We start from the raw sequence: 13,637 nt of genomic DNA on the forward strand, positions 1-13,637 counted from the left end.
TGCAAACGCTCCTGCTCATCAGAGACTTGGATGCCCGCCGCGCCGAACATCGACGCAGATCGCGTAGCCCTATGCCATGCTTGTCAGATCTCAACCATTTCGAAGTCTTCCTTGCGCGCACCGCACTCAGGACAGGTCCAGTTCATCGGCACCTCGGCCCAGGCCGTGCCTGCCGCGATGCCGTCTTCCGGCACACCAACCGCTTCGTCATAGATCCACCCACAAATCAGGCACATCCAAGTTTTCGTGTTCATCGGAGCTTAAAGTCCTTGTTCATTAAATGCAACGAGTGTATCTATGCGTATCTCACTGGCAGACCGTAAACGTCGCGCCTATGCCACCATCCAGGGGATTTCGCCAGGCGTATGACCATCTACTTACATCCAGACGAGAACGCCCGCACACCGGGCAATCTTAACGACCCCTCGCAGGAGGACGATGAGGCGCTGAGCGAACGCGACCTGAATCCCCCCTGCGTGCTGGTGTTCAATGCCAGCGACCCGAGCGGCGCGGGCGGCCTGGGCGCCGACGCACTGGCCATGGGATCGGTGGGCGCTCACATCCTGCCGGTGGTGACCGGCGCCTACGCCCGCGACACGGCCGAGATCTTCGACCACTTTGCCTTCGAGGAAGAGGCCGTGGCCGAGCAGGCGCGCGCCATCCTCGAAGACGTCGAGGTCCAGCTGATCAAGGTCGGCTTTGCCGGCACGCCGGAGGCGCTGAGCACCATCGCCGAGACCGCCGCCGACTATCCCGACGTGCCCGTCGTGGCCTACATGCCCAACCTGTCGTGGTGGGACGAGAACCTGATCGAGGCCTATCACGACGCTTTTCGCGACCTCGTACTGCCCCAGACCACGGTGTTGGTTGGAAACCACAGCACCCTGTGGCGCTGGCTGCTGCCCGACTGGAGCGGCGAGCGTCCGCCCAGCGCGCGCGACATCGCCAAGGCCGCCGGCGAGTTCGGCGTGCCCTACACATTGGTCACCGGCATGGTGCTGCCCGACCAGTTCATCGACAACGTGCTCGCCTCGCCCCAATCGGTGCTGGCCAGCGAGAAGTACGAACGGCTCGAAGCCGTCTTTGCCGGTGCCGGCGACACGCTCTCGGCCGCGCTCGCGGCCCTGCTGGCCAGCGGCACCGACCTCGTCGCCGCCACGACCGAAGCGCTCGCTTACATGGACCGCTGCCTCGACGCGGGCTTCCGCCCCGGCATGGGCCATGTGCTGCCCGACCGCCTGTTCTGGGCCGAGCCCGAGGACGACGAAGACGATGACGAACCCGATGCCCCACCCGATTTCGCCTTGCCCCCCCACGACACCCGACACTGATGACTGACCAGAACGACATTCTTTTCGAGCGCGCCCGCGCCGTGATCCCCGGCGGCGTGAACTCGCCCGTGCGCGCCTTCAAGGCCGTCGGCGGCACGCCCCGTTTCATCCAGCGCGCGCAAGGCGCGTATTTCTGGGACGCCAACGACAAGCGCTACATCGACTACATCGGCTCCTGGGGTCCGATGATCCTGGGCCATGGCCACCCCGCCGTGGTCGAGGCGGTGCAGAAGGCCGTGCTCGAAGGCTTCTCGTACGGCGCGCCGACCGAGCGCGAGATCGAACTGGCCGAAGCCATCCTGGCCCTGGTGCCGTCGATGGAAATGGTGCGCCTCGTGAGTTCGGGCACCGAAGCCGCCATGAGCGCGCTGCGCCTGGCGCGCGGCGCCACCGGCCGCAAGACCATAGTCAAGTTCGAAGGCTGCTACCACGGCCACGCCGATGCGCTGCTGGTGAAGGCCGGCTCCGGCCTCGCCACCTTCGGCAACCCGACCTCCGCCGGCGTGCCGCCCGAGGTGGTGCAGCACACTCTGGTGCTCGAGTACAACAACCTGCAGCAGCTCGACGAAGCCTTCGCGCTGCATGGCAAGGACATCGCCTGCCTGATGATCGAGGCGATCGCCGGCAACATGAACTTCGTGCGCGCCACGCCCGAATTCGCGAAGCGCTGCCGCGAGCTGTGCACGCAGCACGGCGCGCTGCTGATCTTCGACGAGGTGATGACGGGCTTCCGCGTCGGCCTGCACGGCGCGCAAGGCGTGCTGGGCATCACGCCCGACCTCACGGTGCTCGGCAAGGTGATCGGCGGCGGCATGCCGCTGGCGGCCTTCGGCGGCCCGCGCGCCATCATGGAACAGCTGGCGCCGCTGGGCCCGGTCTACCAGGCCGGCACGCTGTCGGGCAACCCGGTGGCCACCGCCTGCGGCCTGGCCACGCTGAAGGAAATCTCGAAGCCCGGCTTCTACGAAGCGCTGGCGAAGAAGACCCGCACGCTGGTCGACGGCCTCAAGGCCGCCGCGGCCGCCGAGGGCCAGCCCTTCAACGCCGACAGCGAAGGCGGCATGTTCGGCTTCTTCCTCATGAACGAGCTGCCGCAGAACTACGCGACGGTGATGACCACCGACAACGCGCAGTTCAATGCCCTGTTCCATGGCCTGCTCGACCGCGGCGTGTACATCGCGCCGGCACTCTACGAAGCAGGCTTCGTGAGCGCCGCGCACAGCGAGGACGACATCGCAGCCACCATCGCGGCGGCACGCGAGATCTTCAGCAAGCGCTGACGCACGCCCTCCCCGCTCAGGCGGGGTCGACCACGGCCACCGGCCCGGCCTCGGCTTCGAGCACCTCGGCCGCGGCCAGGCACAGGTCTTCGCGGAAACGGTCGCTCACGAGCTGCACGCCCGTGGGCAAGCCCCGGCGCAAGCCCATGGGCACCGACAACCCCGGCAACCCCAGGATCGCGGTGGACAGCAGCGGGCTCTGCGCGTCCAGGATCTCCCGCATCGCAGCGCTGCCGCGCTGGTCGGCATCGACCGGGAACGGATGGCGCCACGACACGGGCATCAGCAGCAGCGGATGACGCTGCAGGAACAGCGCCCATTCACGCATCAGGCCCGTGCGCGCGGCCAGGGCACGCATGTAACTCACCGTGTCGAACTGCGGCGCATGCGCATCCATGGCGCGGTAGGCCTGGCGGATGGTGTCGTCGCCGTCGCGCATCAGCGCTTCTTCCACCAGCAGCCGGCTGTCGGCCATCGTCAATGACAGCCAGAGGTCGGCCGCTTCGCGCAGGCGCGGCGGCTGCGCGGGCTCGACGCGGTAGCCAGCGCTCTCCAGCCGGCGCGCCGCGCGCTGCAATGCATCGGCCACCTCGGGATCGCAGGCGTAGCCGGGCAGCTCGGTGCACAGCGCCACGCTGACGGGGCTGCTCGAGGTTGCGGATTCGAGCGGCGCGGGCGCCCACCACGGGTCGCGCACATCGCGCTGCGCCATCGCGGCGAAGGCCAGCCGCAGGTCGCGCACGCTGCGCGCCAGCGGCCCTTGCACCGACGTGAGCTGGACCACCATCGGCCGCTCGCTCCCGCCCGAAGGATTGAAGGCCGGCACGCGGCCGAAGCTCGGGCGCAGGCCGTACACGCCGCAGGCGTAGGCCGGGTAGCGGATCGATCCGCCCTGGTCATTGCCGTGCGCGATCGCGCCGATGCCGACCGCCACCGCCGCCGCCGCGCCGCCGCTCGAACCGCCCGGCGTCACGTCGGCGTTGTGCGGATTCAGCGTGCGGCCGTGGGCTGCGTTGTCGGTGAACCAGCGCATCGAGAACGCGGGCGTGTTGGTGCGACCGACGACGATCGCGCCGGCGCGCTGCAGGTTTGCCACCACGGGACTGTCTTCCGTGGCCACGACACTGCGGTAGGCCTCCACGCCGTTGGTGGTGGCGTGCGCGCGCTGGTCGACGTTGACCTTGATGGTGACGGGCACGCCGTGCAGCGGCCCGGTCGCTTCGCCGCTCGCCAGTGCCGCGTCGGCCTGCGCCGCCGCGCCCAGCGCTTCGTCGGCGCAGCGGTCGACCACGGCGTTCAGCTGCGGGTTCACCGCGTCGAGCCGCGCCAGGCTGCTGCGCACCGCGTCGACGCACGAGACCTCGCGCGCCTTGATGCGCTGCGCCAGGTCGGCGGCTTCCAGTTGCCAGAGTTGCATGCGTTGTCTCCTTGGGAAAAAGTGAAATCCATCGGGCCGTTCGTCAGTCGCCCTTGACGCCCGCGCGCCGCACGGCGTCGGCCCAGCGCGGCTTCTCGCGTTTCATCAGCGCGCTGAGTTCCTCGGGGCTCGAAGGCAGCGCCTCGATCGACAGCGCGGCGTTGGCCCGGACCACGGCCGGGTCGGCCAGTGCGGCGCGCAGCGCGGTGTTGAGCCGGTCGACCGTCTTGCGCGGCGTGCCTGCCGGCGCCATCAGTGCGCCCCAGGCCACCACCTCGAAACCGGGCACGCCGCTTTCGGCCACCGTCGCCACCTCGGGCAGCACGCCGGCGCGCTTGGCGCTGGTCACGGCAATCGCCTTGACCCGACCTTGCTGGATGAACGGCAGCACCGCCGAGATGTTCTCTATGGTCACGTCGAGCTGGCCGTTGACCATGTCGCCGACCGCCTGCGTGCCGGTCTTGTAGGGCACCTGCACCATCGTCAGGCCCGTCTCTGCCTTCAGCAGTTCGCCGGTCAGGTGGCCCGCACTGCCGATGCCGGGCGAGCCGACCGAGAGCTTGCCCGGGTGCTCGCGCCCGTAGGCGACCAGCTCCTGCAGCGTGCGCACTGGCAGGTCCTTGCGCACGATCAGCACGTAGGCGTTGCTCGAGATCAGGCCGACCGGCACCAGGTCTTTCTCGGGCGCGTACGGCAGCTTCGAGAAGAAGGCCGGGTTGATGCTCAGCGTGACGAGGTTGCCGTAGCCGACCGTGTAGCCGTCGGGCGCGGAGGTCGCCAGTGCTTGCGTGCCGACGATGCCGCCGGCGCTGGGGCGGTTGTCCACCGCCATGGCCTGGCCCAGTTCGCGGCCCATCGCGTCGGCCACGGGCCGCACCGCCACGTCCACGCCCGAGCCGGCGGCGTAAGGCACGATGAACTTCAGCGGGCGCTCGGGGTACTGGGCCGAGGCGCCGAGGGCGACGGCGGCAAGCCCGGCAAGAAGGGTGCGGCGGGTCCACGCGAATGACAGCAGTGCAGGCACGAAGGTATCTCCTGTGAGAAGCCCGCCGCTCACGATGAGACGACCGGTGCGCAAAGTCTAGGAATCGACTGCCCGCCGGAAAAGACAATCGCTTGTCGCGATGACAACCTGTGTTTGTCTGGGGATCACCCGGTGGCGCCGCCCGGCAGAATGCGCCGCATGAAGGACCACCAGCTCAAGGCCTGGCTGCGGCTGGCCGACACCGGCAGCATCCGCGCCGCCGCGCGCAGCCTGCACCTGAGCCAGGCGGCCGTGACCAAGGCGATCCGCGAGCTCGAGGCCGAGGTCGATGCGCAGCTGGTGCTGCGCAGTTCGCGCGGCATCGAGTTCACCGAATGCGGCCGCCAGCTCACCGTGCGCGCGCGGCTCGCGCACCAGCAGCTCGAACTCGCGCGCCAGGACATCCGCATCCTGCAAGGCAGCCAGCACGGGCGCGTGGCCATTGCGGTGACGCCGATGGTGTTCCTGGGCGTGCTGCCCGAGGTGGTGCGCGCCTTTCGCAAGGCGATGCCGCATGCGCAGCTCAAGCTCTTCGACGGCCTGATTCCCCAGGTGCTGCCGCTGCTGCGCGAGGGCATGATCGATTTCGCGGTGGCCGGCCCGGTGGCCGCGGCGCTCGATACCGACTTCGCGTTCGAGCGGCTCGACATGATCGAGATGGCGGTGCTCTGTCGCCGCGGCCATCCGCTGAACCGCGCCACGCGTTGGGAAGAGGTGGCGGGCGCCGAATGGCTCATGCACCTGGCGCCGGGCAGCCAGCACACCTTCTTGCTCGAGCAGTACGCCGAACAGGGACTGCCGCTGCCGGAGCACCGCATCGAGGTGGCGTCGTTCGGTGTGAGCTGGGGCCTGCTGACCCGCAGCGACGCGCTGATGGTCGGGCCGGCCGGCATGCTCACGATGCCGCCCTATGCCGACATGGTGGAGCGCGTGCCGCTCGCGATGCCGGTGCCTCCGCTGGAGCTGGGCATCGTCTCGCCGCGCGGCAAGCCGCTGTCGCTGGCGGCGCTGCGGCTGGCCGAGCTGTTTCGCAAGTACCTGGCGCGGCCCGCCTGAGCGATGTCATCGTTTTCGCGATCGCCGCGTGTATATTGCGCCGGCGTTCGCGGGTCCATTCCCACGCTCGCAGACCCAAGGGAAGCCGTCATCGCAGCCACCATCGAAGCCGCGAGACAGACCAATGATTCAGGACGCCCCGCCCATGACCCCCTTGCGCATGCTGCCGCTGCTGAGTGCCCTTCTTCTGCCGGGCCTCGCGCTGGCGCAGTCTTTCGAGCCGAAGAACATCTGGGTCAACCCCGGCTTCTACTCGGCCCACTTCGACAGCGGCAAGGGCCTGGAAAACGCCAACCCGGGCCTGGGCTTCGAGTACCCGCTGAACGACACCTACCGCGTCACGGCCGGCACCTTCCACAACAGCAACCGGCGCCAGTCGCACTACGTCGGCCTGTACATCCTGCCCTTCGAGTTCTACGGCGTGAAGTTCGGCGCGGTGGTGGGCGGCTTCGACGGCTACCCCGACTACCGCAACGGCAACTGGTTCCCGGCCATCATTCCGACGGCCGCCATCGAAGGCAAGAACTGGGGCCTCAACATCGCCTACGTGCCGACGATCAGGAACCGGTTGTACGGCGCGATCAGCTTCCAGCTCAAGTACCGTTTCGGTACGCACGAGTAGCGACAACGAAAAAGGCCAAGGCCGCGTGAGCGACCTTGGCCTTGTGTGCGAAGGCCCAACAGGGCCGCAGGCTCAGTGCCGGAAGTGGCGCACGCCCGACAGCACCATCACCACGCCGCGCTCGTCGGCCGCGTCGATCACTTCCTGGTCGCGCATCGAGCCGCCCGGCTGGATGACGCAGCCCGCGCCCGCATCCACCACCACGTCGAGGCCGTCGCGGAACGGGAAGAAGGCGTCGCTGGCCACCGCCGTGTCCTTGAGCGACAGGCCTGCGTGCTCGGCCTTGATGCTCGCGATGCGCGCGGAGTCGAGGCGGCTCATCTGGCCGGCACCCACGCCCATGGTCATGCCGTCGGCGCAGAACACGATCGCGTTGCTCTTGACGTACTTCGCGACCTTCCAGGCGAACAGCAGGTCTTGCAGTTGTTGCGGCGTGGGCTGCTTCTTGCTGACCACCTTGAGGTCGGCCAGTGCCAGCTCGTGGTTGTCGGCGGTCTGGATCAGCAGGCCCGAGCCGACGCGCTTGACGTCCATCGCGTTGCGGCCGTTGTCCCAGTCGGTGCTTCCACCCTTGGGCAGTGCGATCTCGAGCACGCGCACGTTGAGCTTGGCCTTGGTGGCCTGGAACACTTCGAGCGCCTCGGGCGTGTAGCCCGGTGCCATCAGCACTTCGACGAACTGCTTGTTGACGGCCTGCGCCGTCGCAAGGTCCACCGTTCGGTTGAAAGCGATGATCCCGCCGAAGGCCGAGGTCGGGTCGGTCTTGAAGGCCTTGCTGTAGGCCTCGAGCGCGTCGGTGCCCACGGCCACGCCGCAGGGGTTGGCGTGCTTCACGATCACGCAGGCGGGCTCGTCGAAGCTCTTCACGCATTCCCACGCCGCATCGGCGTCGGCGATGTTGTTGTAGCTGAGCTCCTTGCCCTGCAGCTGCCTGGCCGACACGAGCGAACCGGGCGCCGAGTACAGGTCGCGATAGAACGCGGCCTGCTGGTGCGGGTTCTCGCCGTAGCGCAGGTCCTGCACCTTCACGAAGCGGCCGTTGCTCTGCGCCGGGAACAGCGAGCGCGTGGGTGCGGGCTGGCCGATGCTGGCGTCGAAGTCGATGGCCGAGAGGTAGTCGCTGATCGCGCCGTCGTAGTCGGCGATGCGGTTGAACGCAGCCACCGAGAACGCGAACTTGGTCTTGTCGCTGAGCTTGCCGTCGGCCTGGAGCTCGGCCAGCGCCACGGCGTACTGCGAGGCGTCGGTGAGCACGCCCACGTCTTTCCAGTTCTTGGCCGCGCTGCGCACCATGGCCGGGCCGCCGATGTCGATGTTCTCGATGGCGTCTTCGAGCGTGCAGCCGGGCTTGGCCACGGTGGCTTCGAACGGGTACAGGTTGACCACCAGCAGGTCGATGGTGTCGATGCCGTGTTCCTTGATGGCGGCCACGTGCGCGGGCAGGTCGCGGCGCGCCAGCAGGCCGCCGTGGATCTTCGGGTGCAGCGTCTTCACGCGGCCGTCGAGCATTTCGGGAAAGCCGGTGTGGTCGGCGACCTCGGTCACCGGCAGGCCGGCGTCGGCCAGGAGCTTGGCGGTGCCGCCGGTGGACAGCAGCTTGACGCCCAAGCCATGCAGGGCTTGCGCGAATTCGAGGATGCCGGTCTTGTCGGAAACGGAAAGGAGTGCGGTCTGAGCCATGGATGTGCCGTGGAGTTATTTCAAAAGTTTGTGCTCGACCAATTTCTTGCGGAGCGTGTTGCGGTTCAGGCCCAGCCATTGGGCGGCCCGGGACTGGTTGCCTTCGGCGCGCGTCATGACGACGTCGAGCAGGGGTTTCTCGACCACGCGCACGAGCATCTCGTACATGCCGTCGGGTTCGGTGCCCCGCAGATCGCGAAAGTAGCTGTCCAGACTGCTGCGAACGCAGTCCTCGATGTGTTTCTTGCTCATTGCTTGCTTCTTCTCTTTTTCTCTTCTTCTCTCAATCGACGGCGCAGGCCGTCTCCTCTTCCCCCGACGGCTCCTCGTCTGCCGTCGGAGCGGGCATGCGGTCCATGCGGTCCGCAAGCCCCTGGAAATAGTCGTCGACCGCGCGCAGCTGTCCGGCGCAGTCTTCGATGGCGTTCATCCGTGCGCGGAACGCCTCGCCGTCGGGCAGCGCGCGCACATACCAGCCGATGTGCTTGCGCGCCGTGCGCACGCCGCTGAACTCGCCGTACAGCGCGTAGTGCTCCACCAGGTGATCGAGCAGCAGCCGGCGCACCTCGGCCACCAGCGGCGGTGCAAGGTGCGTGCCGGTGTCCAGGAAATGCGTGATCTCGCGGAAGATCCACGGCCGGCCCTGCGCGGCGCGGCCGATCATCACGGCGTCGGCGCCCGTGGCCGCGAGCACGTCGCGCGCCTTCTCGGGCGAACGGATGTCGCCGTTGGCCACCACCGGCACACGCACCGCGGCCTTCACGGCGGCGATGGTGTCGTACTCGGCGTGGCCCTTGTAGCCCTGCTCGCGCGTGCGTCCGTGCACGGTGAGCATCTGCACGCCGGCCGATTCGAAGTCGCGTGCGAGCTTCACCGCATTGCGGTTGTCTTCGCTCCAGCCGGTGCGCATCTTGAGCGTGACCGGCACGTTGAAGGGTTGCGCCGCATCGACCACGGCCTGCACGATCTCAAGCGCCAGCGGCTCGTCGCGCATCAGCGCCGAGCCGGCCCACTTGTTGCAGACCTTCTTGGCCGGGCAGCCCATGTTGATGTCGATGATCTGCGCGCCGCGCTCGATGTTGTAGACCGCGGCCTCGGCCATCATGGCCGCGTCGGTGCCGGCAATCTGCACCGCAATGGGGCCCGGCTCGCCGTCGTGGTTGGCGCGCCGCGAGGTCTTCAGCGTGTTCCAGAGCTCCTTGCGCGAGGTGACCATCTCGCTGACCGCATAGCCCGCGCCGAGTTCGCGGCACAGCATGCGGAAGGGCCGGTCCGTCACGCCGGCCATGGGCGCGACGAACAGCCGGTTTTCCAGCGTGTGGGTGCCGATCTGCAAGGTCATGGGAAGGGGTGCTGTGCGGGTCGGCTGCTGAAAAATGAGGCACGATTGTAGCCACGTGGCATTTCAGCGACTGAAACGATTTACGCCTTTTTGCGCCTGAGACACAGGCGTAAACACCAGTATTTCGCGGGGCCTTCTCCCACGCCGCCGCGACGTGAGCGCTGCCTATACTTCGCCGACCTTATGCAAGCCTGGCTCGACGCACTCCTGGCGCTCCTTGCGCTCCCCCAGTACGGACTTTCGACGCTGTTCATCGCAGCCTTCGTATCGGCCACGCTGCTGCCGGTCGGTTCCGAACCGATCTTGTTCGGCCTGCTGAAACTCAACCCCGAGATGTTCTGGCAGGCCATCGCCGTGGCCACCGTGGGCAACACGCTGGGCGGTGCGGTCGACTGGTGGATGGGCTACGGCGCGCACAAGGTCGCCGACAAATACTCGCACTCGAAACACCACCTGCGCGTGCTCGGCTGGCTCGAGCGGCTGGGCCCGAAGGCCTGCCTGCTGAGTTGGCTGCCGATCGTGGGCGATCCGCTGTGCGCGGTCGCCGGTTGGCTCAAGCTGCCGTTCTGGCCCTGTGTGGGCTACATGGCGATCGGCAAGTTCCTGCGCTACGTGACGATGACCTACGCGCTTCTATACGCCTTCCCGTCATGAAGCGCGCGTTCGAAAAAACTCAGCTCAGCAGTTCGTAGGGGCCGCCGCGTTCCAGCGCGCGCTGGTAGGCCGGGCGCGCATGGATGCGCTCCAGGTAGGCCATGAGCTTCGGTCGCTTCGCATCGAGGCCGCCGCGCGCCTGCGAGGCTTCGACCACGAAACTCATCTGGATATCGGCGCCCGTGAACTCATGGCCCGCGAACCACTCGCTCCGGCCGAGTTCGGCCTCCATGAAATTCAGATGGCCCGTGATGTTCGGATGAATGAAGGCCGACTTCGCCTTGCTTGCGATGGCCTTGGCGATCGGCTTCGCGAAGAAGGGCATCTTGCTCGTCTCGATCCGGTCGAACACCAGCTTGAGCAGCAGCGGCGACATCGCCGTGCCTTCGGCGAAGTGCAGCCAGTAGCGGTAGCGCAACGCCTCGGGCGAGCCTGCCGCAGGGGCGAGCCGGCCCTGGCCGTAGCGCTCGATGAGCGACTCGATGATCGCGCCCGATTCCGCCAGCGTCGCGCCGTCGTCAGTCGTCACCACCGGCGACTTGCCCAGCGGATGCACGGCCTTCAGCGAAGCGGGCGCCAACATGGTCTTGGGGTCGCGCTGGTAGTGGACGATCTCGTAAGGCAGCTCGAGTTCTTCGAGCAGCCAGAGCACGCGCTGCGAGCGCGAGTTGTTCAGGTGATGGACAGTGAGCATGGCGAATGAAGGCCTTCCGGCAGAGGATGCAGCGGGCGCGCAGTCTAACCACAACGCACGCAGCTTTCAGGCGCCCGCTGCGACAGCGTCACCGCCTACGGCAAACCGTGGACCTGCTTCCTACACTGACCGGAATGCCCCACCTCTTCACGCGGCGCCGCCGCACCTCGCTCATCGGACTCTGGCTCGGCCTTGCGGCCTGCCACGCCTGGGCATTGACGCCCGAGGAGGTGTTCCGCAAGGTCTCGCCCGCTGTCTGGACCGTCAAGGGCGAGCGAGGCAACAACCAGACCGCCATCGGCAGCGCGGTGGCCGTGACCTCGGGCGCGCTGGCCACGGCCTGCCACGTGGTCGATGGCGCCGTCTCCGTCACCGTGACGCAGGGCCCGACCACGCTGCGCATCGCCCGCATCGTGCGTGACCCCGACCCGTCGCGCGACCTGTGCGTGCTCACGAGCGAAACGCCGCTGCAATTGCCCGCCGTGCAGATCGTGCCCGCCGGTGAGCTGCGTGTCGGCCAGCGCGTGTTCGCCGTCGGCAGCCCACACGGCCTCGAACGCACGCTGAGCGAAGGCCTGATCTCCGCGCTGCGCCCGCGCGCGCCCGGGCAACTGCCGATCGTGCAGACGTCGGCGCCGGTGTCTTCAGGCTCCAGCGGCGGCGGGTTGTTCGATACCGAAGGCCGGCTGGTCGGCGTGACCGACAGCGTGGCGCCCGGCGGCGCGAACCTCGGCTTTGCCTATCCGGCGCAATGGGTGATGGAGCTGCCGCAGCGCGTGACCACGGAGCTGGCGACATGGCGCGATCTGCTGAAAAGCACCGGCGTAGTGTTCGGCAGCAACGGGGAGCCTGCGCCTTCAGGACACGCCGAGTTGGCAGATCTGCAAGCTCTGCCGCCCATCGGCGCCGACCCGACCCCGGTGCGCAACGCCTACCGCCAGTTCCTGCTGCAGGCGCGGCCCCGCATCTTCCTGATCACAAGCGACCAGAAGTTCGGCACCGCCACCAACTCGGCCGCGCTGACAGAGCATCTGAAAGGCTGCACCGAACGCAAGGTGACGTGCGCGGCCTATGCGGTGGACGACACCGTGGTGTGGGGCAAGCAGAAGACCAATTGATCGACGAGGCAAGCGACAGCGAAGCCCGTTCGTGAAACACCGAGGAACCGGCTTCGCCGGGCCTCAGGTGTTGCCCCCGGCAGGGGGTTGGCGCAGCGGACACGCAGTGCCGCGCAGCCTGGGGGCGAGCGAAATCAGGAGCTGAACAGGAAGTTCATCACGTCGCCATCCTTCACGACGTATTCCTTGCCTTCCGAACGCATCTTCCCCGCGTCCTTCGCGCCCTGCTCACCCTTGAAGGCGATGTAGTCGTCGAACGCAATGGTCTGGGCACGGATGTAGCCCTTCTCGAAGTCGCCGTGGATCACGCCGGCGGCTTGCGGGCCGGTGTCGCCGATGTGGATGGTCCAGGCGCGCACTTCCTTCACGCCGGCGGTGAAGTAGGTCTGCAGGCCCAGCAGCTTGTAAGCCGCACGGATCAGGCGGTTCAGGCCCGGTTCTTCCTGGCCGATTTCGGCGAGGAACATCTTCTTGTCTTCCTCGTCCATCTCGGACAGGTCGGCTTCGATCTTGGCGCAGATGGCGACCACGGGGGCGCCCTGCTTGGCGGCGTATTCGCGCAGGCGGTCGAGGTACGGGTTGTTCTCGAAACCGTCTTCGGCCACGTTGCCCACGAACATCGCGGGCTTGGCGGTGATGAGCGTGAAGCTCTTCACCAGCGGCACTTCTTCCTTCGTGAACTCGAGCGCGCGCACCGGCGTGTTCTCGTTTAGCGCGGCCTGGCAGCGTTCGAGCAGGCCGACGAGCTTCTGCGCGTCCTTGTCGCCCGAACGGGCGACCTTGGTGTGGCGGTGCAGCGCCTTCTCGACCGTGGCCAGGTCGGCCAGGCAGAGTTCGGTCTGGATCACTTCGATGTCGGAGATCGGGTCGACCTTGCCGGCCACGTGGATCACGTTCTCGTCGTCGAAGCAGCGCACCACGTTGACGGTGGCGTCGGTCTCGCGGATGTGCGCCAAAAACTTGTTGCCCAGGCCTTCACCAGTGCTGGCACCGGCCACCAGGCCGGCGATGTCGACGAACTCGACGATGGCGGGCACCACGCGCTCGGGCTTGACGATCTCGCTCAATTGGTCGAGCCGCGGATCGGGCACTTCCACCACGCCCACGTTGGGCTCGATGGTGCAGAACGGATAGTTTTCCGCTGCGATGCCGGCCTTGGTCAACGCATTGAAAAGGGTGGATTTACCGACGTTGGGCAGGCCGACGATGCCGCATTGCAAACTCATGGGAGGTCCTCTTGGGTAACCCCCGATTTTAGGCTGACCGGGTTCTCCCCCGGGCCGAGCCCACTTCCGGCCATTCCCGCGCACCATTTCCGAAGCGGTCAGCCCCGCACGAAAGCCCTCTGGCAGCGGCTTTTCGGCCTCAAAAGCTCAGGGTTAGACCCGACTCGCAAACGTTTGCGCAAACGTTTCCCTC

The 13,637-nt window shown here is 67.4% G+C and carries 14 protein-coding genes; 6 read left to right on the top strand and 8 right to left on the bottom strand.

All coding sequences use genetic code 11. From position 1 onward, the window contains the following. Positions 1 to 83 precede the first annotated feature (83 nt). Entirely contained in the window at positions 84 to 254 is a 171-nt protein-coding gene (locus tag AAG801_RS02875; protein ID WP_099792923.1) for a rubredoxin, read from the bottom strand. Between the two features lie 111 nt (positions 255 to 365). On the opposite strand from AAG801_RS02875, the gene AAG801_RS02880 reads away from it, so the two are divergent. Next, complete coding sequence (locus tag AAG801_RS02880; protein ID WP_341887082.1) at positions 366 to 1,331, top strand: bifunctional hydroxymethylpyrimidine kinase/phosphomethylpyrimidine kinase; 966 nt, start codon at positions 366 to 368, stop codon at positions 1,329 to 1,331. Then, complete coding sequence (gene hemL, locus AAG801_RS02885) at positions 1,331 to 2,611, top strand: glutamate-1-semialdehyde 2,1-aminomutase (protein WP_341887083.1); 1,281 nt, start codon at positions 1,331 to 1,333, stop codon at positions 2,609 to 2,611. Before AAG801_RS02880 ends, hemL begins: the two co-directional genes overlap by 1 nt. A 16-nt stretch (positions 2,612 to 2,627) precedes the next feature. Here hemL and AAG801_RS02890 read toward each other — a convergent pair whose 3' ends face one another. Then, positions 2,628 to 4,028 (bottom strand): amidase family protein, encoded by a 1,401-nt coding sequence (locus tag AAG801_RS02890; RefSeq protein ID WP_341887084.1) that lies wholly within the window; start codon positions 4,026 to 4,028, stop codon positions 2,628 to 2,630. 43 nt (positions 4,029 to 4,071) lie between these two features. Continuing rightward, on the bottom strand, positions 4,072 to 5,052 hold the full coding sequence (locus AAG801_RS02895) for a tripartite tricarboxylate transporter substrate binding protein (protein WP_341887085.1): 981 nt from the start codon (positions 5,050 to 5,052) through the stop codon (positions 4,072 to 4,074). A gap of 159 nt (positions 5,053 to 5,211) precedes the next feature. Between AAG801_RS02895 and AAG801_RS02900 the strand changes: the two genes are divergently transcribed. Both AAG801_RS02900 and AAG801_RS02905 read left to right on the top strand, forming a co-directional pair. Next, positions 5,212 to 6,108 (top strand): LysR substrate-binding domain-containing protein, encoded by an 897-nt coding sequence (locus AAG801_RS02900; protein ID WP_341887086.1) that lies wholly within the window; start codon positions 5,212 to 5,214, stop codon positions 6,106 to 6,108. A 145-nt stretch (positions 6,109 to 6,253) separates the two neighbouring features. After that, on the top strand, positions 6,254 to 6,730 hold the full coding sequence (locus AAG801_RS02905) for a hypothetical protein (RefSeq protein ID WP_062479124.1): 477 nt from the start codon (positions 6,254 to 6,256) through the stop codon (positions 6,728 to 6,730). 72 nt (positions 6,731 to 6,802) lie between these two features. Here the strand turns inward: AAG801_RS02905 and purH are convergent, their stop codons facing one another. From purH to dusB, 3 genes are read right to left on the bottom strand one after another with little or no spacing between them, the layout of a single operon-like run. After that, positions 6,803 to 8,410, bottom strand: a complete 1,608-nt coding sequence (gene purH, locus AAG801_RS02910; protein ID WP_341887087.1) for a bifunctional phosphoribosylaminoimidazolecarboxamide formyltransferase/IMP cyclohydrolase — start codon at positions 8,408 to 8,410, stop codon at positions 6,803 to 6,805. Between the two features lie 15 nt (positions 8,411 to 8,425). Further along, the gene (locus AAG801_RS02915; protein ID WP_056577757.1) at positions 8,426 to 8,662 is read right to left on the bottom strand and encodes a Fis family transcriptional regulator; all 237 of its coding nucleotides are present in this window, start codon (positions 8,660 to 8,662) and stop codon (positions 8,426 to 8,428) included. A gap of 31 nt (positions 8,663 to 8,693) precedes the next feature. After that, a complete protein-coding gene (gene dusB, locus AAG801_RS02920) occupies positions 8,694 to 9,752 on the bottom strand; it encodes a tRNA dihydrouridine synthase DusB (protein ID WP_099792935.1) in 1,059 nt (352 codons plus the stop codon). Between the two features lie 183 nt (positions 9,753 to 9,935). Here dusB and AAG801_RS02925 point away from each other — a divergent pair, with 183 nt between their 5' ends. After that, on the top strand, positions 9,936 to 10,406 hold the full coding sequence (locus tag AAG801_RS02925) for a YqaA family protein (RefSeq protein WP_101490357.1): 471 nt from the start codon (positions 9,936 to 9,938) through the stop codon (positions 10,404 to 10,406). Positions 10,407 to 10,425: 19 nt separating this feature from the next. Here AAG801_RS02925 and AAG801_RS02930 read toward each other — a convergent pair whose 3' ends face one another. Next, on the bottom strand, positions 10,426 to 11,100 hold the full coding sequence (locus AAG801_RS02930; protein WP_099792937.1) for a glutathione S-transferase: 675 nt from the start codon (positions 11,098 to 11,100) through the stop codon (positions 10,426 to 10,428). A 134-nt stretch (positions 11,101 to 11,234) separates the two neighbouring features. Between AAG801_RS02930 and AAG801_RS02935 the strand changes: the two genes are divergently transcribed. Further along, positions 11,235 to 12,218 carry a trypsin-like peptidase domain-containing protein gene (locus AAG801_RS02935; RefSeq protein WP_341887088.1) on the top strand — a complete coding sequence of 328 codons (984 nt, stop codon included), beginning with the start codon at positions 11,235 to 11,237 and terminating at the stop codon, positions 12,216 to 12,218. 134 nt (positions 12,219 to 12,352) lie between these two features. On the opposite strand, the gene ychF is transcribed toward AAG801_RS02935, so the two are convergent. Beyond that, positions 12,353 to 13,444: a redox-regulated ATPase YchF gene (gene ychF / locus AAG801_RS02940; RefSeq protein WP_099792945.1), complete on the bottom strand. Its 1,092-nt coding sequence runs from the start codon at positions 13,442 to 13,444 to the stop codon at positions 12,353 to 12,355. Positions 13,445 to 13,637 lie beyond the last annotated feature (193 nt).

The sequence above is a fragment of the Variovorax sp. YR752 genome, assembly GCF_943372545.1.